Origin of the sequence: Nonomuraea solani (assembly GCF_900108335.1) — a bacterium.
Lineage (GTDB): Bacteria > Actinomycetota > Actinomycetes > Streptosporangiales > Streptosporangiaceae > Nonomuraea > Nonomuraea solani.
Genome location: NZ_FNVT01000010.1, coordinates 151,060 through 172,867, shown reverse-complemented (window position 1 = coordinate 172,867; position 21,808 = coordinate 151,060). Strand labels below are relative to the sequence as shown.

Annotated in this window: 17 protein-coding genes and 1 pseudogene; 9 read left to right on the top strand and 9 right to left on the bottom strand. The window is 72.6% G+C overall.

What is annotated here, in order from left to right; all coding sequences use genetic code 11:
- The first annotated feature begins 77 nt into the window (after window positions 1-77).
- From C4V41_RS32280 to C4V41_RS32255, 6 genes are read left to right on the top strand one after another with little or no spacing between them, the layout of a single operon-like run.
- A complete protein-coding gene (locus tag C4V41_RS32280) occupies window positions 78-2,825 on the top strand; it encodes a Na+/H+ antiporter subunit A (RefSeq protein ID WP_103959746.1) in 2,748 nt (915 codons plus the stop codon).
- Window positions 2,822-3,628, top strand: a complete 807-nt coding sequence (locus tag C4V41_RS32275; RefSeq protein ID WP_103959745.1) for a Na(+)/H(+) antiporter subunit C — start codon at window positions 2,822-2,824, stop codon at window positions 3,626-3,628. Before C4V41_RS32280 ends, C4V41_RS32275 begins: the two co-directional genes overlap by 4 nt.
- Window positions 3,625-5,172, top strand: a complete 1,548-nt coding sequence (locus C4V41_RS32270; RefSeq protein ID WP_103959744.1) for a Na+/H+ antiporter subunit D — start codon at window positions 3,625-3,627, stop codon at window positions 5,170-5,172. The genes C4V41_RS32275 and C4V41_RS32270 overlap by 4 nt, the downstream gene beginning before the upstream one ends.
- Window positions 5,169-5,726 carry a Na+/H+ antiporter subunit E gene (locus C4V41_RS32265; RefSeq protein ID WP_103959743.1) on the top strand — a complete coding sequence of 186 codons (558 nt, stop codon included), beginning with the start codon at window positions 5,169-5,171 and terminating at the stop codon, window positions 5,724-5,726. The genes C4V41_RS32270 and C4V41_RS32265 overlap by 4 nt, the downstream gene beginning before the upstream one ends.
- The gene (locus C4V41_RS32260) at window positions 5,723-5,983 is read left to right on the top strand and encodes a monovalent cation/H+ antiporter complex subunit F (protein ID WP_103959742.1); all 261 of its coding nucleotides are present in this window, start codon (window positions 5,723-5,725) and stop codon (window positions 5,981-5,983) included. The genes C4V41_RS32265 and C4V41_RS32260 overlap by 4 nt, the downstream gene beginning before the upstream one ends.
- Window positions 5,980-6,291 (top strand): cation:proton antiporter, encoded by a 312-nt coding sequence (locus tag C4V41_RS32255; RefSeq protein WP_103959741.1) that lies wholly within the window; start codon window positions 5,980-5,982, stop codon window positions 6,289-6,291. Before C4V41_RS32260 ends, C4V41_RS32255 begins: the two co-directional genes overlap by 4 nt.
- On the opposite strand, the gene C4V41_RS32250 is transcribed toward C4V41_RS32255, so the two are convergent.
- The 4 genes from C4V41_RS32250 to C4V41_RS32235 are packed head-to-tail and all read right to left on the bottom strand — an operon-like array spanning window position 6,249 to window position 10,277.
- Entirely contained in the window at window positions 6,249-6,740 is a 492-nt protein-coding gene (locus C4V41_RS32250) for a DUF6328 family protein (protein ID WP_103959740.1), read from the bottom strand. The genes C4V41_RS32255 and C4V41_RS32250 overlap by 43 nt on opposite strands.
- A gap of 50 nt (window positions 6,741-6,790) precedes the next feature.
- Window positions 6,791-8,824, bottom strand: a complete 2,034-nt coding sequence (locus tag C4V41_RS32245) for a xanthine dehydrogenase family protein molybdopterin-binding subunit (RefSeq protein ID WP_103959739.1) — start codon at window positions 8,822-8,824, stop codon at window positions 6,791-6,793.
- Window positions 8,821-9,792 (bottom strand): FAD binding domain-containing protein, encoded by a 972-nt coding sequence (locus C4V41_RS32240; RefSeq protein ID WP_103959738.1) that lies wholly within the window; start codon window positions 9,790-9,792, stop codon window positions 8,821-8,823. Before C4V41_RS32240 ends, C4V41_RS32245 begins: the two co-directional genes overlap by 4 nt.
- A complete protein-coding gene (locus tag C4V41_RS32235) occupies window positions 9,789-10,277 on the bottom strand; it encodes a (2Fe-2S)-binding protein (protein WP_103959737.1) in 489 nt (162 codons plus the stop codon). Before C4V41_RS32235 ends, C4V41_RS32240 begins: the two co-directional genes overlap by 4 nt.
- A gap of 106 nt (window positions 10,278-10,383) precedes the next feature.
- On the opposite strand from C4V41_RS32235, the gene C4V41_RS32230 reads away from it, so the two are divergent.
- Genes C4V41_RS32230 through recD2 form a run of 3 tightly spaced genes read left to right on the top strand, consistent with a single transcriptional unit; the run spans window position 10,384 to window position 14,944 of the window.
- A complete protein-coding gene (locus C4V41_RS32230) occupies window positions 10,384-11,529 on the top strand; it encodes an acetate/propionate family kinase (protein WP_103959736.1) in 1,146 nt (381 codons plus the stop codon).
- Window positions 11,526-12,776 carry an erythromycin esterase family protein gene (locus C4V41_RS32225; RefSeq protein WP_103959735.1) on the top strand — a complete coding sequence of 417 codons (1,251 nt, stop codon included), beginning with the start codon at window positions 11,526-11,528 and terminating at the stop codon, window positions 12,774-12,776. The genes C4V41_RS32230 and C4V41_RS32225 overlap by 4 nt, the downstream gene beginning before the upstream one ends.
- Window positions 12,777-12,811: 35 nt before the next feature.
- The gene (recD2, locus tag C4V41_RS32220; RefSeq protein ID WP_103959734.1) at window positions 12,812-14,944 is read left to right on the top strand and encodes an SF1B family DNA helicase RecD2; all 2,133 of its coding nucleotides are present in this window, start codon (window positions 12,812-12,814) and stop codon (window positions 14,942-14,944) included.
- A gap of 103 nt (window positions 14,945-15,047) precedes the next feature.
- Here the strand turns inward: recD2 and C4V41_RS32215 are convergent, their stop codons facing one another.
- From C4V41_RS32215 to C4V41_RS32195, 5 genes and pseudogenes are all read right to left on the bottom strand, one after another.
- Window positions 15,048-16,559: a hypothetical protein gene (locus C4V41_RS32215; protein WP_103959733.1), complete on the bottom strand. Its 1,512-nt coding sequence runs from the start codon at window positions 16,557-16,559 to the stop codon at window positions 15,048-15,050.
- A 3-nt stretch (window positions 16,560-16,562) separates the two neighbouring features.
- Window positions 16,563-18,380, bottom strand: a complete 1,818-nt coding sequence (locus C4V41_RS32210; protein WP_103959732.1) for a flavin monoamine oxidase family protein — start codon at window positions 18,378-18,380, stop codon at window positions 16,563-16,565.
- Window positions 18,377-19,882: pseudogene (locus tag C4V41_RS32205) on the bottom strand (amidase); the annotation flags it as partial. The pseudogene C4V41_RS32205 and the gene C4V41_RS32210, both read right to left, overlap by 4 nt.
- A 91-nt stretch (window positions 19,883-19,973) precedes the next feature.
- Window positions 19,974-21,449: an ABC transporter substrate-binding protein gene (locus C4V41_RS32200; protein ID WP_103959730.1), complete on the bottom strand. Its 1,476-nt coding sequence runs from the start codon at window positions 21,447-21,449 to the stop codon at window positions 19,974-19,976.
- Complete coding sequence (locus C4V41_RS32195) at window positions 21,431-21,787, bottom strand: ArsR/SmtB family transcription factor (RefSeq protein ID WP_103959729.1); 357 nt, start codon at window positions 21,785-21,787, stop codon at window positions 21,431-21,433. Before C4V41_RS32195 ends, C4V41_RS32200 begins: the two co-directional genes overlap by 19 nt.
- Window positions 21,788-21,808: the final 21 nt, after the last annotated feature.

Genomic DNA, 21,808 nt, shown 5'->3' with positions numbered 1-21,808 from the left:
ATCGGGAGAGATTGGGCGGGACAGGACGTAGCCGGAAATTGCGGCCGGTAGTCCGAAAGTAGAGTCCCGGGGAGCCCATGGAGTCGCTGCTGATCCTGCATGCGGTGGCGGCGATCTGCGCTCCCTGGCTGGCCGCCCGCATGGGACGCGCCTCCCTCTACCTGCTGGCCGTGCCGCCCGCGGCCGGTTTCTGTTACACGCTCTGGCTGGCGGCGCGCGGGCTGCCCGTGCGCGAGAGCACCCCGTGGGCCCCCGTGATGGGCATGGAGCTGTCCTTCCGCGCCGACCCGCTCGCCGTGGTGATGATGTGCCTGGTCACCGGCGTCGGCGCGCTCGTCCTCGTCTACAGCGCCCGCTACTTCGCGCGGGGCGACGGCCGCTACGGCGGCGTGATGGTGGCCTTCGCCGGGTCGATGCTGGGGCTGGTGACGGCCGACGACCTGCTCCTGCTGTACGTGTTCTGGGAGCTGACCACCGTCTTCTCCTACCTGCTCATCGGGTACGACCCGCTGAGCAAGCCGAGCCGGCGGGCCGCGATGAAGGCCCTGTCGGTCACCACGTTCGGCGGCCTGGCGATGCTGGCCGGGTTCGTGCTGCTCGGCCAGGCGGCGGGCACGTACCAGATCTCGGAGATCGTCGCCCGTCCCCCGGACATCGGCCCGGTCGCCCTGGTGCTGATCCTGGCGGGGGCGCTGTCGAAGTCGGCGATCTTCCCGTTCAGCACGTGGCTGCCCGCCGCGATGGCCGCGCCGACGCCCGTGTCGGCGTATCTGCACGCGGCGGCCATGGTGAAGGCGGGCGTGTACCTGCTGGCCAGGCTCGGCCCCGCGGTCGGCGACCTGGCGCCGTGGGGGGCGGTGGCGGTGCCGCTCGGCGCGGTGACGATGCTGCTGGGCGGGTGGCGGGCGCTGCGGGAGACGGATCTGAAGCGGCTGCTGGCCTACGGCACGGTTGGTCAGCTGGGGTTCCTGGTGGTGCTGTTCGGCTCGGGGAACCAGGGCGCGGCGCTGGCCGGGGCGGCCCTGTTGCCGGCGCACGCGCTGTTCAAGGCGGCGTTGTTCCTGGTGGTGGGGATCGTCGATCACGCGGCGGGCACCCGGGAGCTGGGCGAGCTGAGCGGCGTGGGACGGGCGATGCCGTGGGTGTGCGGGGCGGCGGTGCTGGCGGGGGCGTCGATGGCGGGGCTGCCGCCGCTGGCGGGGTTCGCGGCCAAGGAGGCGGCGCTGGAGGCGCTGCTGGACTCGCCGTTCACGCTGGCGGCGGTGGTGGCGGGGTCGGCGCTGACGGCGGCGTACACGCTGCGGTTCCTGTGGGGGGCGTTCGCCGACAAACCGGGCACCGAGCCGCGGCCAACGAAGAAGACACCGGCGGCGATGTTCGGGCCGGCCGCGCTGCTGGCCGGGCTGGGGTTGGTGCTGGCGCCGATGGCGCCCGCGTACGCGGCGTCGATGTCCGGATATATCGGGACCTATCGCGAGCGCGGGCATGAGACCCACCTCGCCATCTGGAGCGGGGTCTCCCTGCCGCTGCTCCTGTCGGCCGGGACGCTGGCGGCCGGGGTGGTGCTGTTCCTGGCCAGGGAGCCTGTCGCCAGGGTGGGCTCGGCCCTGCACGTGGTCGACTCCGGCCGGATCTTCTGGGCCGCCGTACGACGGCTCGACCACTTCGCCATCCAGGTCACCGGCTTCATCCAGCGCGGCTCCCTCCCCGACTACCTGATGCTCACCCTGCTGGCCACCGTCGGCGTCGGCCTGTTCTCCCTCCTGTACGGCGGCCCGCCCCGCCTCGACCCGCCCATCGTCGCCTGGCAGCGCCCCGAGCAGCCCGTCGTCACCGTGCTCCTGGTGGCGGCGGCCGCGCTGGTGCTGTTCGCCCGCGCGTACATCCTGCTGGCCCTGGCCATCGGCCTCACCGGTTACGGCACGGCGCTGCTGTTCCTCGCCCACGGCTCGCCCGACCTGGCGCTGACCCAGTTCCTGGCCGAGACGCTGAGCCTGGTGGTGTTCGCGCTGGTGCTGCGCCGCCTGCCGGTCGACCCGGTCAAGGGGCGGCTGCCGTTCGCGTTCCGGATGGGGCTCGGGCTCGCGGTGGGCGTGGTGGCCACCGGCGCGGGCATGCTGGCGATGGGCGCGCGGAACGCCGAGCCGGTGGGCGCGCTGCTGGGGCCGGCGGCCGTGGAGGCGGGCGCCCGCAACGTGGTCAGCGCGCTGATCCTCGACATCCGCGCCTGGGACACCATGGGCGAGAGCACGGTGCTCATCGTGCTGACGCTGGGCGTGACGAGCCTGGTGTTCCTGCGGCGCAGGTCGTACAGCATCGAGCGGGCCGAGGGCGGGCACCGCCCGAGAGCGCACTGGCTGGCGGCCACGCTGCCGCACGGGCAGCGGGCGCTGGCGTTCGAGGTGGCGGCCCGGCTGACGTTCCACACCGTGCTGCTGCTGTCGGTGTTCCTGCTGTTCATCGGGCACAGCGGGGTCGGCGGCGGGTTCGCGGGCGGCATCGTGGCGGGGCTGGCGATCACCGTGCGGTTCCTGGCGGGCGGGCGCAACGAGCTGGCGGTGGCCGTGCCGGTGCACGCGGGCGTGCTGATGGGCGCGGGCCTGACGCTGTCGGCGGGCACGGCGCTGCTCGGGCTGCTGTTCGGGCGGGCGGCGCTGGACATGCTGGCCACGGACGTGAGCGTGCCGCTGGTGGGGCACGTGCACCTGTCCACGGGGCTGCTGTTCGACCTCGGCGTGTACGTCTCCGTCATCGGCATGGTCCAGGACGTGCTGCGCGGCCTCGGGGCAGAGCTGGACCGCCAGATCGACACGGAGGGCGCGTGACCGTCTCCCTGCTGCCGTTCCTGGCCTGCTGCGTGCTGATCACGACGGGGGCGACGCTGCTGCTGGAGCGGAGCCTGGTCCGGATCCTGGCCGGCGTCATCGTGCTCGGCAACGGCGTGAACCTGCTGATCGTCACCTCGGGCGGCGGCTCGGGCGGCCCGCCCTTCACCGGCACGACGGGGATGGCCGATCCGCTGCCGCAGGCCATGGTGCTCACGGCCATCGTGATCACCCTGGGCGTGACGGCGTTCCTGCTGGCCCTGGTCCACCGATCGTGGCAGCTCACCGGCAGCGACGAGGTCCAGGACGACACCGAGGACCGCCGCGTGCGGCTGCGCGCCCGGCGCGGCGAGCTGGGCGACGCCGTACGCGCCCGGCGGGACGCCTACCGCCGGCTGGTCGTCGAGCAGCGGGCCGAGCTGGCGAATCTGGAGGCCGAGCAGGCCGAGCGCGAGCGGCTGGAGGAGGCCGACCTGGAGCGGCGCATCGCCCGGGTGCACGACGAGCTGGGGCAGTGGATGGGCCGGCTCAGGCAGGAGGGAGTCTCGCAGGAGGAGCTTGAGGACCGCTTCGAGGAGGCCGGGCTGCGCGCGGACGCGGCCGCCATGGGCAACCTGCAGCGCATCGAGCAACTGCGGGAGGAGCACCGGCGGGGGCGGGAGGAGCAGGCGGCCAGGGAGAAGGCGCTGCGCAAGAAGCTGAGAAGGCGCCAGCGGGAGGCGCTCAAGCAGATGCGGGCGGCCATCAGGGAGGAGCGCGAGCGGCAGGCCCTCGCGCTGGATCCCGAGCTGGAGGGCGAATGAGCCTGATCTGCCTGCCGGTGCTGCTGCCGCTGCTGGCCGCCGGGGTGAAGCTGGCGATCGGCGCCCGGCTGCGGCGGCTGCAGTCGCTCATCAGCCTCGTCACGCTCGGCATCTCGCTGGCCGTGTCGGTGGTGCTGCTGGTCGCGGCCGACGAGCACGGCCCGCAGGTGACCGAGCTGGGCGGGTGGGCCTCGCCGATCGGCATCTGCCTGGTGGCCGACCGGCTGTCGACGCTGGTGCTGGTCGTGTCGTCGGCGGTGACGCTGTGCGTGATGGCGTACTCGGTGGTCAACGCCTATGACGAGCAGGAGCACGACGCCCCGATGGCGATCTTCCATCCGGCGTTCCTGGTGATGGTGGCGGGGGTGGCGGACGCGTTCCTGTCGGGTGACCTGTTCAACCTGTTCGTGGCGTTCGAGCTGCTGCTGAGCGGCTCGTACGTGCTGCTCACCTTCGGCGGCACCGAGTCCAGGATCCGGGCGGGCGCCACGTACACGCTGATGGCGCTGGCCTCGTCGATGTTGTTCCTGATCGCGCTGGCCATCACCTACGCCGCCACCGGGACGCTGTCCCTGGCGCAGCTCGCGGTGCGCTTCGCCACGCTGCCCGAGCAGGTCAAGCTGCTGGTGGAGCTGACGCTGCTGCTGGTGTTCGCGATCAAGGCGGCGATCTTCCCCCTGTCGGCGTGGCTGCCCGACTCCTACCCGACCGCGCCGGCCCCGGCCACGGCGGTGTTCGCGGGGCTGCTCACCAAGGTGGGCGTCTATTCGATCATCCGGCTGGAGGCGCTGCTGTTCCCCGGCGGGCCGGTCTCGACGCTGCTGATGTGGGTGGCGCTGGCCACGATGCTGGCCGGTGTGCTGGGCGCGGTGGCGCAGACGGACCTGAAGCGGATGTTGTCGTTCACGCTGGTCAGCCACATCGGCTACATGGTGTTCGGGGTGGCCCTGTCCACCGTGGCGGGGCTGGCGGGCGCGATCTTCTACGTGGTGCACCACATCACCGTGCAGACGAGCCTGTTCCTGGTGACCGGGCTGATCGAGCGGCGTACCGGCACCACGTCGGTGACCCGGCTGGGCGGCCTGATGACGGCCACGCCGGTGATCGCGGTGCTGTTCTTCGTGCCGGCCATGAACCTGTCGGGCATTCCGCCGATGTCGGGCTTCCTGGGCAAGCTGATGCTGGTGCAGGCGGGCCTGGCCGACGGCGGCCGGCCGGCGGTCACGCTGGTGGCCGCGGGACTGGTCACGAGCCTGCTCACCCTGTACGCCGTCGCCAAGGCATGGGGCAAGGCGTTCTGGCGCGGCCCGCGAAGCGACCGGGTGGGCCGGGTCCTGGAGAGCGAGGAGTACACCGGCGAGGACCCCACCGTCACCACGGCCACGCTGCCGGTGGCGCTGCCGATCGCGGTGGCGGCGCTGGTCGCGCTCGGACTGTCGTTCACGGTGCTGGCCGGGCCGCTGTCGGCGCTGGCGGAGCGGGCGGCGACGGAGCTGATGGCGCGCGAGCCCTACATCACCGCCGTCCTGGGAGGGGTGCGATGAACCGGGAACCGCTGGCGCCCAGGCTGTTCGGCCGGCGGGTGCCACTGCCGCTCGTGGCCTGGCTGGCACTGGTGTGGGTGCTGTTGTGGGGCGACCTGTCGGCCGGGAACGTGCTGGGCGGGCTGGCGGCCGGGCTGGTGGTGTCGTGGCTGCTGCCGCTGCCGATCCTCGATCCGGGCATCAGGGTGCGTCCGGTGGCGCTGGTCCGGTTCCTGGTGTGCTTCGGGTGGGACATGGTGGCCTCGACCGCGCGGGTGGTGTTCTGGGTGGCGCATCCCCGGCCGCCGCCGACGATGATCGTCCGGGTGCGGCTGCGCACGTCGTCCGAGTCGATGACGGTGCTGATCATGATCGCGCTGTCCACCGTCCCCGGCAGCCTGGTGCTGGAGGCGTACGAGAAGGACCTGGTCCTGCACGTGCTGGGCATCCCAGGCGATATCGAAGGCGGCGTCGAAGGCGGTGTCGAAGGCGCGGTGCGGGCGGACGTGGCGGGGCTGGAGTCGCGGATCGTGGCGGCGTTCGGCACCCGCCGGGACCGGGAGGAGCTGCGATGACGATCGTGTACCTGGTGACGGTGGGGCTGCTCGGGTGCGGGGCGGCGGCCGCGCTCTACCGGGTGGCGCGCGGGCCCTCGATGCTGGACCGGGCGGTGGCGCTCGACGTGCTGACCTCGTTGTCGATGTGCGGCGCCGGGGCGTTCGCGGTGGCCAGGGACGACTATTCGGACCTGCCGATCCTGCTGGTGCTGTCGCTGCTGGGGTTCGTCGGGTCGGTGTCGGTGGCCAGGTTCTTCTCGGGGAGGTCGCGATGATGGACGTGCTCGCGGCGGTCTGCCTGCTCACCGGTGCCGCGCTGGCGCTGTCGGCCGGGGCCGGGCTCGTGCGCTTCCGCTCGACGCTGGACCGCATGCACGCGGGCACGAAGCCGCAGGTGCTGGGCGTGCTGCTGGTGCTGCTGGCCATGTGGCTGCACCGGCCCGGCTGGGCGAGCGCCGGGCCCCTGCTGCTGGCCGGGATCTCACAGGTGATCACCGTGTCGGTGGCGGCCTACATGATCGCGCGGGCCGCGTACACGCGTCAGTCCTCGGACGACGACACCGAGCTGCCCTCCGACGACTGATCGTCGGACCGGTCGAGGGACGGCTGCCCGAACCACGTCCACAGCGCCAGCACCGCCAGGACACCGGCGGTGATCCAGGCCAGGGTCGCGTCGAACAGGTAGTCGATCACGAACATGGTGGACGTGGTCATCGACACCACCAGGGAGAGCGCGCCTAAGATGCCGTAGATGTTCGAACGGCGTACCAGGGTCTCCTTGTGGCCCTGGCGGAACAGCACCCGGTGCTGCGCCGTCGGGGCGATGTAGCAGATCGAGGCCAGCGCGGCGCTGACCAGCGCCGCGTAGTACAACCACCGGTCCGTCTGGTCCAGCCGCGCGAACGATGAGGAAAAAGGCACGGTGAGCAGGAATGCGAACAGCACCTGCACCCCGGTCACCGCCACGCGCGCGCCCTGCAGGAGCTCCACGAAGTTCCGGTCCGCGCGCTCCTCGTGCGACTCGTTTTTCACGCCGCCTCCCGCTGGTCGACGAAAAGCTTCCTCTTCCGCATGACGGGCGGCTAAAACCTCGACGTGAGGATCTTGGCCGGAGTGAGCGGGAGATCGCGGACGCGGTGGCCGGTGGCGTGGTAGACGGCGTTGCCGATCGCGGCGGCCGTGCCGACGATACCGATCTCGCCGATGCCCTTGCTGCCCATCGGGTTGAGCTCGCCGTCCCGCTCCTCCAGCCAGTACGCCTCCACGCCGCCCGCGTCGGCGCAGGCGGGCACGTGGTACTGGGCCAGGTCGCGGTGGAGGAAGCCGCCGAACTCCTCGTCGGTGACCGTCTCCTCCATCAGCGCCATCCCGAGCCCCATGGTCATGCCGCCCAGGAACTGCGACCGCGCGAGCTTGGCGTCCACGATGTGCCCGGCGGCGAACACGCCGAGCAGGCGCGGCACCCGGACCTCGCCGGTGACCGCGCTGACGCGGACCTCGGCGAACTGGGCGCCGAACGCGTGCCTGGCCAGCTTCGCGTCGGCCTTGACCTCCTCGGTGGTGTCGGCGCGGCCTGTCCGGCCGTCGCGCCGCAGCTCCTCGCAGGCGCGTACGACCGCCGAGCCCCACGACGCCGTGCCCATGGAGCCGCCGGCGACGGGCGCGTCGGGCAGGGCGCTGTCGCCGAGCTCAAGGTGCACCCGCTCGGGCGGCACGCCCAGGGTGTCCGCCGCGATCCTGGTCAGGACGGTACGGGCACCGGTGCCGATGTCGGTGGCGGCCACCTCGACGCGGACGTCGCCGTCGCCCCGCAGCGAGGCCACGGCCTTGCACGGGCTGCGCCTGGCCGGGTAGGTGGAGGAGGCCACCCCCGAGCCGATCAGCCACTCCCCCTCACGCCTGACGCCGGGCTCGGGGTCGCGCTCGTCCCAGCCGAAGCGGCGGGCGCCCTCGCGCAGGCAGGCCACCAGGTGGCGGGAGCTGAACGGCAGGCCGGTCCCGGGCTCGGTGCCGGGGTCGTTGACGATCCGCAGCTCCACGGGGTCGATGCCGGCGGCGTAGGCCAGCTCGTCCATGGCGGACTCCAGGGCGTACATGCCGGGGCACTCGCCCGGTGCGCGCATCCACGACGGGGTGGCCACGTTCAGCCGGACGAGCCGGTGGGCGGTGCGCAGCGCCGGGGTGGCGTACATGGCACGCGCCGGGACGGCGGTCTGCTCGGCGAACTCCACCAGCGTGGAGCTCTGCTCGTACGCCACGTGCTCCAGCGCCGTGAGCCGCCCCGCCGCGTCGGCGCCGAGCCGCAGCCGCTGGATGGTGGGCGTGCGGTAGCCGGTGACGTCGAACATCTGCTGCCGGGTCAGCGCGATCTTTACCGGGCGGCCCACGGCCCGGGCGGCCAGGGCGGCGAGCACGGCCTGCGGCCGGGTGGTGCCCTTCGAGCCGAACCCGCCGCCCACGTGCCGGGACACCACGCGGACCGAGCCGGGGTCCAGGCCGAGCGTCCTGGCGATGGCGTCGCGGCCGGAGGAGGTGCCCTGTGAGCCGTCGTACACCAGCAGCCCGCCCTCCTCGTCCCAGACGGCCAGGGACGCGTGCGGCTCCATCGGGTTGTTGTGCAGGACGGGCGTCGTGTACGTGACGTCCACGGTCGCGGCGGCCCGCGCCAGCCCGGCCTCGACGTCGCCGTGCCCGGTGTCGGTGGGAAAGCCGGGGTTGACGACCTCCGGCTTGTAGAGGCCGGGGTGGTCGGCGCTCAGGCGCACGTCGTGGTCGTCGGGGTCGTACTCGACGCGGACGGCCGCGGCGGCGGCACGGGCGTTCTCGTAGGTGTCGGCCACGACTGCGGCGACGAGCTGGCCCCGGTAGGCGACGTCGCGGCTCTGGAACAGGGCCAGCTCCCCTTCGGCGCCCTCGCCCAGGGGCGGCGGATCATCGCAGGACAGCACGGCCAGCACGCCGGGCAGCTCCAGCGCCGGGCCGCCGTCCACGCGCTTGACGCGGCCCTTGGCGATGTGCGACTGCACGGGGTAGCAGTAGGTGACGCCCTCGACCGGATATTCGGCCGCGTACGTCGCCAGCCCCGTGACCTTGACGCGGCCCTCGATGCGGTTCACGATGCCAGCTCCTCCAGCGTGGAGACGATCAGGTTGCGGGCCAGCGGCACCTTGTAGGCGTTGCGTGGCAGCGGCCGGGCCTGCTCCAGCTCGGCCTCGGCGGCCGCCAGGAACGCCGCGCCGGTCGCGGGGCCGCCGATCAGGGCCCGCTCGGCGCGTTCGGCCCGCCAGGGGACGTGGGCGACGCCGCCGAGCGCGATCCGGCAGCCCGCGACCGTGCCGTCGGCCCCGACGTCGAGCACGGCGGCGATGGAGACGAGCGCGAACGCGAACGACGCCCGCTCGCGCACCTTGCGGTAGGTGGAGGCGCCGGGCGGCGGCGCGGGCAGCTCGACGGCCGTGATCAGGTCGCCGGGCCCGAGCACGGTGTCCTTCTCCGGCTCCTCGCCGGGCAGGCGGTGCAGGCCGGGCATGGGCACGATGCGGTCGCCGCCCGGCCCCGTGACGTGCACCTCGGCCTCCAGCGCGGCCAGCGCGACCGCCATGTCGGACGGGTGGGTGGCCACGCAGGCGTCCGAGGCGCCGAGCACGGCCAGGCCGGCGTGGTCGCCCTCGATCGCCGGGCAGCCGGAGCCGGGGCGGCGCTTGTTGCACGGCCTGGTCACGTCCTGGAAGTACGCGCAGCGGGTGCGCTGCAGCAGGTTGCCGGCGACCGTCGCGAGGTTGCGCACCTGCCCCGACGCGCCGCTCAGCACCGCGCGCGCCAACATGGGGTAGCGGGCCCTGATCAGGGGATCGACGGCGAGGTCGGTGTTGCGCACGGTGGCGCCGACGCGGACGCGGTCGCGGACGGCCTCGATCGTGTCGAGGGGCAGGCGGCTGACGTCCAGCAGCCGTTCGGGCTCGGCCACGCCCAGCCGCATGAGGTCGACCAGGTTGGTGCCGCCGCCCAGGTACATGGTGCCGGGGGCGTAGGCGCGCACGGCCTCGGCCGGGCCGGTGGCGCGGGCGTACTCGAAGGGTTTCACGGGGCCACCTCGGCGATCGCGCTCACGATGTTGACGTACGCGCCGCAGCGGCACAGGTTGCCGCTCATGCGCTCGCGGATCTCCTCGGGCGTGAGGTCCGGGTCGAGGGTGATGTCGCCGGTGACGGCGCTCGGGCCGGGCTCACCGAGCATGCCGACGGCCGAGCAGAGCTGCCCCGGCGTGCAGTAGCCGCACTGGAACGCGTCGTGCTCGATGAACGCGGCCTGCAGCGGGTGCAGGTCGTCCCCTTCGGCCAGCCCCTCGACGGTGGTGATCTCCAGCCCGTCGACGGCCACCGCCAGCGCCAGGCAGGAGTTGGCCCGCCGGCCGTCGATCAGGACCGTGCAGGCCCCGCACTGCCCGTGGTCGCAGCCCTTCTTCGCGCCGATGAGTCCCAGTCTTTCGCGGAGCAGGTCGAGCAGCGACATCCGCGGATCCACGTCCACCGCGCGCGACACGCCGTTCACCTGCAGGGTGATCTCCATGGCGACCGACTACCCGACCTCCAGAAGAGACAACCTCTGAGCCCGGTAAAGCCGTTCATCCCCGTGCGTCCGTTTTGTGGGCAGAGTGGCGGGTAGCCCGGCGGACATGGGCCGGGCTTGGGACGAGCAGATGACCGAATCGGCGGCGGTGCTGACCGTCAACGCCGGCTCGTCGAGCCTGCGCCTCGACCTCGTGCAGGGCGGCAGCGTGCTGGACAGCGCGTACGCCGAGCGCCCCGTCGATCCCGGGTCGGCCACGGAGGAGCTGTCGGGGTTCCTCGGCGGGCACTTCGACCGCGACATCAGGGCGGTGGCCCACCGCCTGGTGCACGGCGGTGACCTCGTCCGCGCGCCCACGGTGGCCGACGACGAGACGGTCGCGGGGCTGCGCGGCCTGACGAGCCTGGCACCGCTGCACCTGCCACCGGCGCTGGCCCTGCTGGAGGCCGCCCGCGAACAGCTTCCCGCCGTGCCGCACGTGCTCTGCCCGGACACGGCCTTCCACGCCGACCTGCCCGAGTCCGCCGCCGTCTACGCCCTGCCGCAGGAGTGGCGCGAACGCTGGGGCCTGCGCCGCTACGGCTTCCACGGCCTGTCGTACGCCCACGCCGCCGACCGGGTGGCCGAACTGCTCGGCCGGCCCCTCGCCGAGCTCGACCTGCTGATCACGCATCTGGGCGGCGGCTGCTCGGTGTGCGCGGTGTCGGGCGGGCGCAGCCTGGACACCTCGATGGGCTTCACACCGCTGGAGGGCGTGCCCATGAGCAAGCGCTCGGGCAGCATTGACCCTGGCCTGCTCGTGTGGCTGCTGTCCGAGGGCCAAATGCCGGTCAAGGAGCTGGCCGAAGGGCTGGAACGCCGCTCCGGGCTGCTGGGCCTGTCGGGCGGGCGCTCCGGCGACACCCGGGACCTGGTGGCGGCGGCGGGCGAGGGCGACGAGAGGGCCGCGCTGGCGCTGGAGGTCTTCGCGCACCGGGCGGCCAGGGAGATCGCGGCGGCGGCGACCTCGCTGGAGCGCGTGGACGCGCTGGTGTTCACGGGTGAGATCGGCTGGGACCAGGCCGAGGTGCGCGAGGCCGTGTGCCGCCGCCTGGGCCTGCTCGGCGTCCAGCCCCCCGTCCAGGGCAACCGGCATGACGACGGGCCGGTGAGCGCGTACGACGCGGCCGTCCCCGTCCTGGTGGTGCAGGTACGCGAGGAGCTCCAGCTCGCCCGCGAATGCCTGCGCATCCTCGCGGAGGAGGACGAATGACGAGCACCGACGAGGTACGGCGCTCCGCGCTGCCACTGAACACCGCCGACGACCTCGGCCCGCTCATCGAACGCGTCGGCGACGCCCGTTTCGTGCTGATCGGCGAGGCCAGTCACGGCACGCACGACTTCTACCTGTGGCGCGACCGGCTGACCCGCCGCCTGATCGAGGAGAAGGGGTTCGGCTTCGTCGGCGTCGAGGGCGACTGGCCGGACTGCGAGCGGGTCCACCAGGCCGTCACCGGCGACACGGACCCGTTCGAGGCGCTGTACACCTTCCGGCGCTGGCCCACGTTCATGTGGGCCAACGAGGAGGTCGTGCACTTCTGCCGCTGGCTGCGGCGCTGGAACGCCGGGCGGCCGCCGGAGCGGCGCTGCGGCTTCCACGGCCTGGACGTCTACAGCCTGTGGGACTCGCTGCGCGCCGTCCGCCGCTACGCCGCCGTGCACCTGCCCGAGCGGATGGACGCGGTGATGGAGGCCCTGCGCTGCTTCGAGTCCTACGGCCACGATCCACGGCAGTACGCCCTGGCCACCCGGCTGGTGCCGGACACCTGCGAGGACGAGGTCGTCGGCCTGCTGTCCGCGGTCGAAAGGGCCGCCCCCGACGACCTCGGGGTGCGCCAGAACGCCGAGGTCGTGGCCGGGGCCGAGCGCTATTACCGGGCCATGGTCCGTGGCGGCCCCGAGTCCTGGAACGTCAGGGACGTGCACATGGCCGACACCCTGGACCGGCTGTCCGGCGAGGACGGCCGCAAGGGTGTCGTCTGGGCGCACAACACGCACGTCGGCGACGCCCGCGCCACCGACATGACGGCCGCCGGGATGACGAACCTGGGCCAGATCGCCCGCGAGCGGCACGGGGACGCGGCGGTGCTGGTGGGGTTCGGCAGTCATCGGGGGTCGGTGGTGGCCGCGCACCGGTGGGGCGAGCAGCACCACGTCATGGCGGTGCCGCCGGCGCGCACGCCGTCCCTGGAGGCGCTGCTGCACGAGGCGGGCCTGTCCCGGGCGCTGTTCGTGGTGCCGCGGGAGGAGCGGCCGTCCTGGTACGACGAGCCGATGGGGCACCGGGCCATCGGCGTCGTCTACGACCCCGGGCGGGAGCATGTGGGCAACTACGTGCCCACGGCGCTGGGCCGCCGTTACGACGCCTTCCTCTGGCTGGCGGAGACCAAGGCCGTGCATCCGCTGCACGGCGAGCCGTGGTGGGACACCGAGCCGGAGACGTATCCGGCGGCCGTGTGAGCGATTGTCGGTGGCGGGTGGTTTGATCAGGTGCTGTGGAGGCGTCGGTCGAGCAGCTCGTCTACGTCCGGGAGGACGAATACACCGTCGCGCGCATGAGCGCCGACGGCGAGCCCGACTTCGTGGCCACCGGGCGGGCGCTGGCCGGGGTGCAGCCGGGCGAGACGCTGCGGCTGGCCGGCGAGTGGGGGCGGCACGCCCGTTACGGGCGGCGGTTCGCGGTCGGCGGGTGCGAGCGGGTGACGCCGTCGTCGGTGCGGGCGATCCGCATCTACCTGGGCTCGGGGCTGATCAGGGGGATCGGGCCGCGACTGGCGTACGCGATCGTCGACCATTTCGGCGAGGCCACGCTCAAGGTGATCGACGGCGAGCCCGAGCGGCTCACCGAGGTCATCAACATCGGGCCGCTGCGGCAGGGGCAGATCGTCCAGGCGTGGCAGGAGCAGAAGTCGATCGCCGCGCTGATGGTGACGCTGCAGGGGCTCGGGGTCAGCCCGCTGCTGGCGGCCAAGATCTACCAGGTCTTCGGCCAGGACGCCGACGAGGTCCTGACCACCGACCCCTACCGGCTCATCGGGCGGGTCAGGGGCATCGCGTTCCGCATCGCCGACAAGATCGCGCTGCAGTCCGGGGTGCCCGAGCGCAGCCCGCAGCGGGTCAAGGCGGCGCTGCTCGACCGGCTCGAGTCGGCCGGCAGCCGCGACGGGCACTGCTTCGTGCCCGTGGCCGCGCTGGTCAGGGAGACGGCCGAGCTCATCGAGCAAGACCAGGAGCTGGTGCGGCCGATGGTCGACGCGCTGGCGGCCGACCGGCGGGTGGTCGTGGAGTCGTCGCCCGACCAGCCGGGGCAGGTGGTGGCCTACTCCAAGCACGTGCACGCCCGCGAGCTGGCCCTCACCGGACAGCTCACCGCGCTCATGGAGGCCCGCTCGACGCTGCCGCTGCGCTCCTTCCAGGAGGACCCTGGGCTGCACGAAGACCAGCGCGCGGCCGTCACGATGGCGCTGACCAGCACCGTCTCGATCATCACCGGCGGCCCCGGGTGCGGCAAGAGCCACACGGTCAAGGCCATCGCGACCACCGTGCGGGCCGGGGGCGGCACGGTGACGCTCACGGCGCCCACCGGCAAGGCCGCCAAGCGGCTCTCGGAGCTGACCGGGCTGCCCGCGATGACCGTGCACCGGATGCTCGCCCAGCAGCCCGACCCCGACCCCGAGACGCTGTTCGACGAGCGGCCCTCGCAGGCCGACCTGATCGTGGTGGACGAGGCGTCCATGCTCGACCTGCACCTCGCCACCCGGCTCACCGCGGCGGTGCGGCCCGGCAGCCACCTGCTCCTCATCGGCGACAGCGACCAGCTCCCGAGCATCGGCGCCGGCGACGTGCTGGCCGACCTGCTGCGCGTGACGACGATCCCGCGGGTCCAGCTCACCCACGTGTTCCGGCAGGCGGGCGGCAGCGGCATCATCGACGCCGCGCACCGCATCCGCGCGGGCCGGCTGCCGGGCACGCCGGGCGGCGGCGGGTTCTGGTTCGAGGAGCTCGACGACCCCGCCAAGGTGGCCGAGCGGGTGGCGCACCTGGCGATGGTGGCGATCCCGCGCAAACAGGGCGTCGAGCCGGGCCAGGTGCAGGTGCTGTGCCCGATGCGCAAGGGCGAGACGGGCGCCACGGCGCTCGGCCGGCTGATCCAAGACCGGCTCAACCCGGCGGCCGACGACAAGGCCGAGCACTGGTCGGGGGCGACGGTGTTCCGGGTCGGCGACCGGGTGATGCCGATCCGCAACAACTACGACAAGGGCGTCTTCAACGGCGAGACCGGCACGGTGACGGCGGTGGTGCGGGAGGAGCGGGTGATCGACATCCGCACCGACGACGGCGAGAGCGTGCGCTACGGGTTCGATGAGCTCGACGACCTGACACACGCCTACGCGATCAGCGTGCACCGGTCGCAGGGCAGCGAATACCCGTTCGTGGTGGCGCCCATCGTGGCCGAGTCCGGCGGCATCATGCTGCGGCGCAAGCTGCTCTACACGCTGGTGACCAGGGCGAAGGCGTGGGTGGTGCTGGTGGGCCAGCGGGAGGCGCTGGAGCTGGCGGTGCACCGGCTGGGCCACCGCAGGAACACCGGCCTGGCCCGGCGGCTGGCCCTGAGCCTGGACGGCTGAGCACCGGGCGGCGCCGGAACGGGCCGTGGCGTCCGTGGCGCCCGGAGGGCGTGCGCCGGCGGTGGCGCGGGTCCGCCACAGGACCCGCGCCGCTACCGGAGGCTCAGTCCCCCTTGAGGTAGGCGCCGTTCCTGAAGTACGCGAGCAGGGCCGGGCTGTGCGAGCCCAGGGCCTCGGGGTGCACGAGCCAGAGGCCGTACCCCTCCGCGTACAGTTCCGACCCGGACTTGTCCTCCTCGAAGTACTTCTTCGTGTAGGCCGTCAGGGCGACGCCGACGTTGTTGTCGTTGACGAAGCCGACGAGACCCTGTTCACGGCCGGTCACGTATCCCTCGGCCCGGCTGTACTTCTTGCGCCACGCCGACTTGCGCGCGTGCACCTCGGCCCAGCGGTTGAGCTCGTCGTGGTAGGTCAGCCAGGGCTGGTGGTTCGTCTTCCCCGCCAGGTCCTCCTGGATCTTGGTGAACTGGTCGGCGTCGAACTTCTCTCCTCCGTTGATCCTGGTGAGGATGTCCTTGGCGTACACGTACCAGCTATTCAGGTCCCTGTGTTCCTGCTGGAGCTCTTCGAGCAGCGCCTTGGCCGGCTCGAAGCCCTTGTCCGCCTTCATATCCCGCAGGGCCTGGGCGAATACCGCCATCTTCCCGCCCAGTCTCTCGCAGTCGGCGATCTTCGGGTCCGCCGGTTTCCTGGCCGCCACGAGGTTGTAGGTGTCGCGGGCGAGCGTTTCCGCCCCGTTCAGGTCCTTGAGGTCCTGGAACCGGAGCTGGATGGCGTCCGTGATCGGCGCGTTCGCCGGCAACGAACGGTTGGGCGGATAGTGCGGCCCGGCGATGCTCTGGATGGCGAAATCGGCGTTCGCCCGTGATTCGGTCCTGCGGACGACGCTGTCGACCGCGTGGCCGACCTCGTGCAGAATGACCTGAATGCTCGGCGGGCGGGCGGGCGAGTCGTCGCTGCCCCCGTAGAAGCCCTTGTCGTCGCCGGTGAACGCCGCGTCCGTCAGGGTGATCGTGCCCCAGTCGCCCGAGGTCTCCCCCGCCCCGTGCTCGAACCTTCCCTGGGTGTGGGCACCGTGCCTGTCGCCGTCCAGGCTCGGGACACGCCGCACCAGGACCCCCCGCAAGGCCGGCCGGTCCACCACGGGGACGAGGGCGAGCGCGTGGTGGAGCTTGACCATCTCCTCCATGGCCCAGTTGCCGGTGATGCCCGCGAGGTCGTACCTGGTCTTGATGTCGTCCGCCAGTTGGTTGAACTGCATGCCCGGGTCCTGGCCGCCGGTGGGCAGGCCGCGCCCGACGAGGGTGGCCTTGCCGTTGAGGGCCTTGTCGTACGTCAGGATGACCTGCCCGCCGGTCGGGCTGCCGGGGAGGGGCAGGATCGCGCGATAGGTCTTGCCGGCCCGATCCGGCACGCAATAGTGCGCGAGGAGCCACAACAGGGCGTTGTTCTCGTCCTTCGAGAGGTTGTCCGGCCCCCAGATCTCGCTCTTCCTGCCGTTGAGCTGAGTTCCGGCGACCTTTTTGGCGGCCACGTCGGCGTTGAGGACGGCCGGCAGCGCCACGGCGGGAAGGCCCGTGATCTCGTAGTCGATGCGGTCGTGGTGAATGCGCATGGTTCAGCCCTTTCTCGTGGAATCGTGATTGCGTGGCCGCCGGGGAAGTTCGGCGGGCTGGAGCGGGGCGAACGTGTCCCACAGGTCGCCCGGGCCCGGGTTGGCCCTGGTGTCGGCGCCGAAGGCGAGCTTGGCGATGCCCCAGGCGGCGTTCAGGCCCGACTGCAGGGCGTGGTTGACCCAGCCGGCCGACCAGGAGATGTCGTCGCCCGCCAGGAACAGGTTGTTGGACGGCTCGCCGGTGACCTTGTTCTTCATGAAGTGGGAGAACAGGTTCCACTGCAGGTCGTACTGGCCGGGCCGGTTGAACTTGCACAGGCCGCGGAAGTTGGGCTCGTTCTCCCAGGAGATGGTCACCGAGTTGTCCGGGCGGCAATTCGACCAGATGGCCTGGGAGAGCTGGGGGTGGACCCTGGACAGCTCGCGGTCGAAGAGGGTCACCCGCTCGCGCAGCGTGGAGGCGCTCACCTTCATCGCGTCCTCGGCCCAGGTGTAGCTGAGCGCGACCGCGGCGCCGTTGCGGCCGGGCGGCACGGGGCCGTACTGGCCGTAGTCGAAGACGTAGGTGGCGCGCGGCAGGCTGTCGGAGAGCGTCACGCCCATCCGGTAGCGGCCCGCGCCGTCCTTCCAGAAGGGGGCGGGCATCAGGGAGAAGGTCTTGGCCGACTGCCAGTAGCTGGTCTTGTGGATGGAGCTCCACAGCTTGTCGCCGAACAGCGGGATCTGGCCCGAGCTCGGCGGGAAGTTGCGCGGCAGCGCGATCTGCGTCTCGATGGCGTGCAACTGCGGCGTGAGCAGCACGGCCTGGAACGTCTCGGTGACGCCGCCGTCCAGCGTGAGGTCGATCCAGCCGGGCTGTACGCGGCTGCCCTCCATGGCGATCACCCGGCCGCGCGGCGGGCCGCCGCCGTGCAGGGCGGCCAGGCTGGTGCCCTTCGCCCAATGGCGGATGTCGTCGGGCGCGTGCGTCCAGAACCCCTCGGCGAACGCGCTCGAACCCTCCACCAGCAGCATCTGGTCGGCGTCCATGCCGGTCACGAGCATCCGCAGCATCTCCAGCCAGGAGATGTCGTAGAAGGAGTCCCAGCCGCCGGTGCCGAAGCCGACCAGCCCGAAGACGCGGATCTGCTCGCGCGTCATGGCCCCGCTCTCCACGAGGAACTCGTAGAAGCTGGTGCTGTCGTAGCGGCGGACGAGCGGGTTCCAGAGCCGTTTGACGGCCTCGGTGTCGCCGCTCTCGATGGCCTTGGCCAGCTCGGTGAAGCCCACCTGCTCCAGCGCTTCGTTCCAGGCCTGGCTGATCTGGGCGAACATGGGGTAGCGGCGCTGGAAGTCGTCGATGTTGGCGGCCGAATACTGCTTGCCGTCGATGTCGACCGTGGTCATCCCGACGGCCTCCTCGACGAAGGGGTCGGGGAAGAGCTTGTAGGTCAGGCCGAACTGCTCGGCGTACTGGTGCTGGGTGACGGCCGAGGAGGGGAAGCGCATGCAGCCCATCTCGGCCTTGGCCGGGTCGTTCGGATCGAGGGTGAGCGTGTGCATGCGGCCGCCGATCCGGGGGCGGCCGGTGGCGTCGGTCTCGGCCTCGAAGACGACCGGCCGCAGGCCGATGCGCATGAGCTCGTACGCGGCGCACAGGCCCGCGGCGCCGGCGCCGATGACGGCCACGGGCCTGCCCAGGGCGCCCTGGGGCAGGGTGCCGATGAACTTGCGCCGCCCGCTCGGGTCGGGGGCGAGGTAGTCGCCGTAGTCGAACGGGAAGTCCGGCAGCCGGTCCACGGCCTGCGTGGTCCGGATCGAGCGCGGTCGGGACGGAATCATGAATGACCTCCTGTGAGTGGTGACATCGGAAAGCCGCCGGCCAGCCGCTCGTACGCGGCCGCGGCGCGGATCAGGGTGGCCTCGCCACCGTGGCGGGCGACCAGCATCAGGCCCACCGGCAGCCCGTCAACGAGCCCGGCCGGGATGCTGATGGCCGGATGCCCGGTCACGTCGAAGGGGCAGGTGTTGGGGATCATCTCCAGCGCGCGGGCGACCTGCTCGCGCGGCGGCGCCCCGGGCGGCGGGAGCGGCGTGGCCGTCATCGGCAGCGTGGGCATGGCGAGCATGTCCACCTGGCCGAGCGCGGCGTCGTAGGCGGCGGTGAGCGGGCCGGTGAGGGCGCGGGCCGTGGCGTAGTGGGCGCCGCCGGAGGTGCGGATCAGGTGGGCGCCGAGCAGCGCGACCATTTTGACGGTGGCGGACAGCCGGGCGGCGTGCTCGCGGCGGCCCCGGTGCAGGGCGGCGGCGAGGGCCGGGTCGCAGCCCGCGACGCCGCCGGCCAGGTCGACGAGCTGGGTGGTGGCGCCTCCGACGAAGACGACGGTCCAGACGTGGGCCGCGTCGCGGTGCTCGGGGACGCTGACCTCGCTCACGTTCGCGCCCGCCTTGGCGAGCAGCCGGGCGAAGTCCCGCGTGGCGTCGTCCACGGCCGGGTCGCCGCGCCCCGGCCGGCCGAACCCCTCGGCGAGCAGCCCGACGCGCAGCCCCGCCACGTCACCCGCCAGCGCGGGGCGGTAGTCGGGCACCGTGGTGCGCGGGTCCTGGCGCGGGTCCCGGCCGTCGGGTCCCGCGATGACGGCGAGCAGGGCCGCCACGTCCGCCACGGTGCGCGCCATGGGCCCGACGTGGTCGACGCTGGGCTCGATCGGCACCGACCCGGTGCAGGGCACCAGCCCGAACGTCGGCTTGAGCCCCACGACGCCGCACCAGGCGGCGGGGATGCGCACGGATCCGCCCTGGTCGCCGCCGATCGCGAGGTCCACCTCGCCGGCGGCGAGGAGGGCGGCGCTGCCGGAGGAGGAGCCGCCGGCGCTGCGGGTGAGGTCCCAGGGATTGCGTACGGGGCCCGTGACGGCGGTGTGGCTGCCGCCGGACAGGCACAGGTCCTCGCAGACCGACTTGCCGATGATCTCCGCACCGGCGTCGAGCAGCCGGGTGACCACCGTGGCGTCCCGCTCGGGGACGAAGCCCTCCAGCGCGGCCGAACCGCCCGACATCGGCACGCCCGCCACGCAGAGGTTGTCCTTCACTGCCACCGTGCGGCCGGCCAGCGGCCCCGACGCCGCGCCCCTGATCGACGTCCGCCGGTACCAGGCGCCCAGGCGGTCGCCTTCCGGCAGGTGGCCGGGCTCTCGGTGCGGTGCGACCCGTGGCAGCGCCGCCGCCTGGCGTTCGACGACGGCGTACGACTCCAGCGTCTCGGTGATCAGCTCGTGGTAGGCGGCCACGTCGTCGGCGGTGAGGCCGAAGCCGTAGTGGTCGGAGATCGCGGAGAGTTCCGCGGGGGTGGGGGCCGGGCAGGCATGCTGTCCTCCAGGCGGTCGGTTCGACTGCCGGGGACGCTATGTGGAGCGCTCCCAATATGTCAATGAGTCACGACATATAGACTTTTGGGACCTGGGATTTGGGTTCGGCCGTTGCCTCGTGCACGAATCCGCCCGGAACCGCGCGTACCAGGTGCATGTCCTGCTCCAGAAGATCGGGCCTGGCCACCCGGATTCGGCCCCTCGGCCCCTGGAGCGTGCTGCCCGGCAGCGCGCGGCCGATCTCGGCGGGCTCACCGCAACGCGTGCCGCGCGCCGCCGCCGCGTACAGGTGAACGGCCCCGTAGACCGACTCGCTGATGCTCGACACCGGCGGGGCCACGGAACCGTAACTCCGGCGATAGCGGGCGAGAAAGGCGCGGTTGTCCGCGGTGGGGAGCTGCTGGTAGTAGCCGAAGGCGGTGTAGAGGCCCGTTCCGGCCGCGTCGCCGACGTGCTCGCGGGTGGCCTCGTCCAGGGCGAGCGAGAGCGTCCGCACCCGGGCGCGCAGGCCCGCCGCGTGGCAGGCCCGCTCGAACAGCGCCTCGTCGGCGCCGACGAACGTGGACACGACCAGGTCGGCGCGCGACCGCTCGATGTCCTCCAGCAGCGGGTCGAAGCGGCTGGTGCCGATCTTGGCGTACCGCTCCCCCGCGACCTCGCCACCGGCCGCGGCGATGATGCGCCGCGCCTGCCGGTTGCTCGCCCGCGGCCACACGTAGTCGTTGCCCGCCAGGAACCAGCGCCGCCCGCCGGACTCCCGCATCAGGTACGGCACCGCCAGCGAGAGCTGCCCCGCCGGCCGCTCCCCCAGCCGCAGCAGCCCGTGGCCGGTGCGCCCGCCCTCGTTGACCGGCGTGTAGATCAGCAGCACGCCGGTCTCGCGCGCGATGGGCTCGATCGCGGCGAACGTCGCCGAGGTGACGTTCGTGAACACGGCCCGGCAGCCCGCCCGCACGAGCCAGCGCATCCGCGCCGCGCCCACGTGCGCGTCGGTGGCGTCGTCGGCCACGACCAGCCGCAGCGGGCTGCCGCGCACGCCGCCGTCGGCGTTGGCCTCGGCCACGGCCATGCGGGCGAGGTTCTCACTGGCGGCGGCGAACACGCTGGCCGGCCCCGACAGGCTGACCAGCAGGCCGACCGGGTGCGTGCCCGGCTCGGCGGCCGGGCCCGGCACGTCGTAGCCGCTCCTGGCCAGCAGCCAGGCGATCCCGCTCTCGTCGATCTCGGCGACGATCCTGACCTTGGTGCCCGTGCCGTCGGGGGTGAGCGTGCAGGTCACCCGGCCGCGCCACGGCGTCTCGTGGGCCAGCACCAGACGGCGGCCCGGCCGTACGGAGACGATCCGGCCGGTGGCCTCCAGCGTGCCGTCGCCGCCGAGCGCGGCCGGCCACGGGATGCGGAAGCGCACGACGGCGCCCGGTCTCAGACTGTCGAAGGCCGCGTCGAACAGCCACCCGGCGCCCGTGCCCTGCCCGAACAGGGCGAACACCTCCCCGGGGGGAGCGCTGACGCGGGTCTCCTCATTTACGAAGATTCCGCCCACTTCGTCGCCTCGCTCTGCTCGGCCGGAGCTGGTTGCTCCGTCCTGTCTCTGAGCGCGGCGAGCGAGCCCTGATACAGCCCGCGCAGAAACTCCACCATGTCCTCGGCCGGTTTTCTGGCGAGCGAGTAGTAGCGGAAGCGGCCGTCACGGCGTTCGTCCACGAGGTTGGCCATGCGCAGCACGCGCAGGTGGCTCGACACCGTGGTGCGGCCGACGTTGGTGATGGCCTCGGAGATCTCGGAGGCGGAGATCTCGCCGTGGTCGGCCAGCAGGCGCAGGATCCGGCGGCGGGTGCCGTCCGCCAGCGCTTCGAACGCGAGATCCTCGGGGTCCGCCATCTCATGTCCATTCATGACGAC

Coding starts and splice junctions, on each gene's coding strand:
- C4V41_RS32230 (WP_103959736.1), top strand. CDS start 10,384: ATGGGCCGGGCTTGGGACGAGCAGATGACCGAATCGGCGGCGGTGCTG.
- C4V41_RS32280 (WP_103959746.1), top strand. CDS start 78: ATGGAGTCGCTGCTGATCCTGCATGCGGTGGCGGCGATCTGCGCTCCC.
- C4V41_RS32235 (WP_103959737.1), bottom strand. CDS start 10,277: ATGGAGATCACCCTGCAGGTGAACGGCGTGTCGCGCGCGGTGGACGTG.
- C4V41_RS32225 (WP_103959735.1), top strand. CDS start 11,526: ATGACGAGCACCGACGAGGTACGGCGCTCCGCGCTGCCACTGAACACC.
- C4V41_RS32265 (WP_103959743.1), top strand. CDS start 5,169: ATGAACCGGGAACCGCTGGCGCCCAGGCTGTTCGGCCGGCGGGTGCCA.
- C4V41_RS32270 (WP_103959744.1), top strand. CDS start 3,625: ATGAGCCTGATCTGCCTGCCGGTGCTGCTGCCGCTGCTGGCCGCCGGG.
- C4V41_RS32195 (WP_103959729.1), bottom strand. CDS start 21,787: ATGGCGGACCCCGAGGATCTCGCGTTCGAAGCGCTGGCGGACGGCACC.
- C4V41_RS32255 (WP_103959741.1), top strand. CDS start 5,980: ATGATGGACGTGCTCGCGGCGGTCTGCCTGCTCACCGGTGCCGCGCTG.
- C4V41_RS32215 (WP_103959733.1), bottom strand. CDS start 16,559: ATGCGCATTCACCACGACCGCATCGACTACGAGATCACGGGCCTTCCC.
- C4V41_RS32260 (WP_103959742.1), top strand. CDS start 5,723: ATGACGATCGTGTACCTGGTGACGGTGGGGCTGCTCGGGTGCGGGGCG.
- C4V41_RS32210 (WP_103959732.1), bottom strand. CDS start 18,380: ATGATTCCGTCCCGACCGCGCTCGATCCGGACCACGCAGGCCGTGGAC.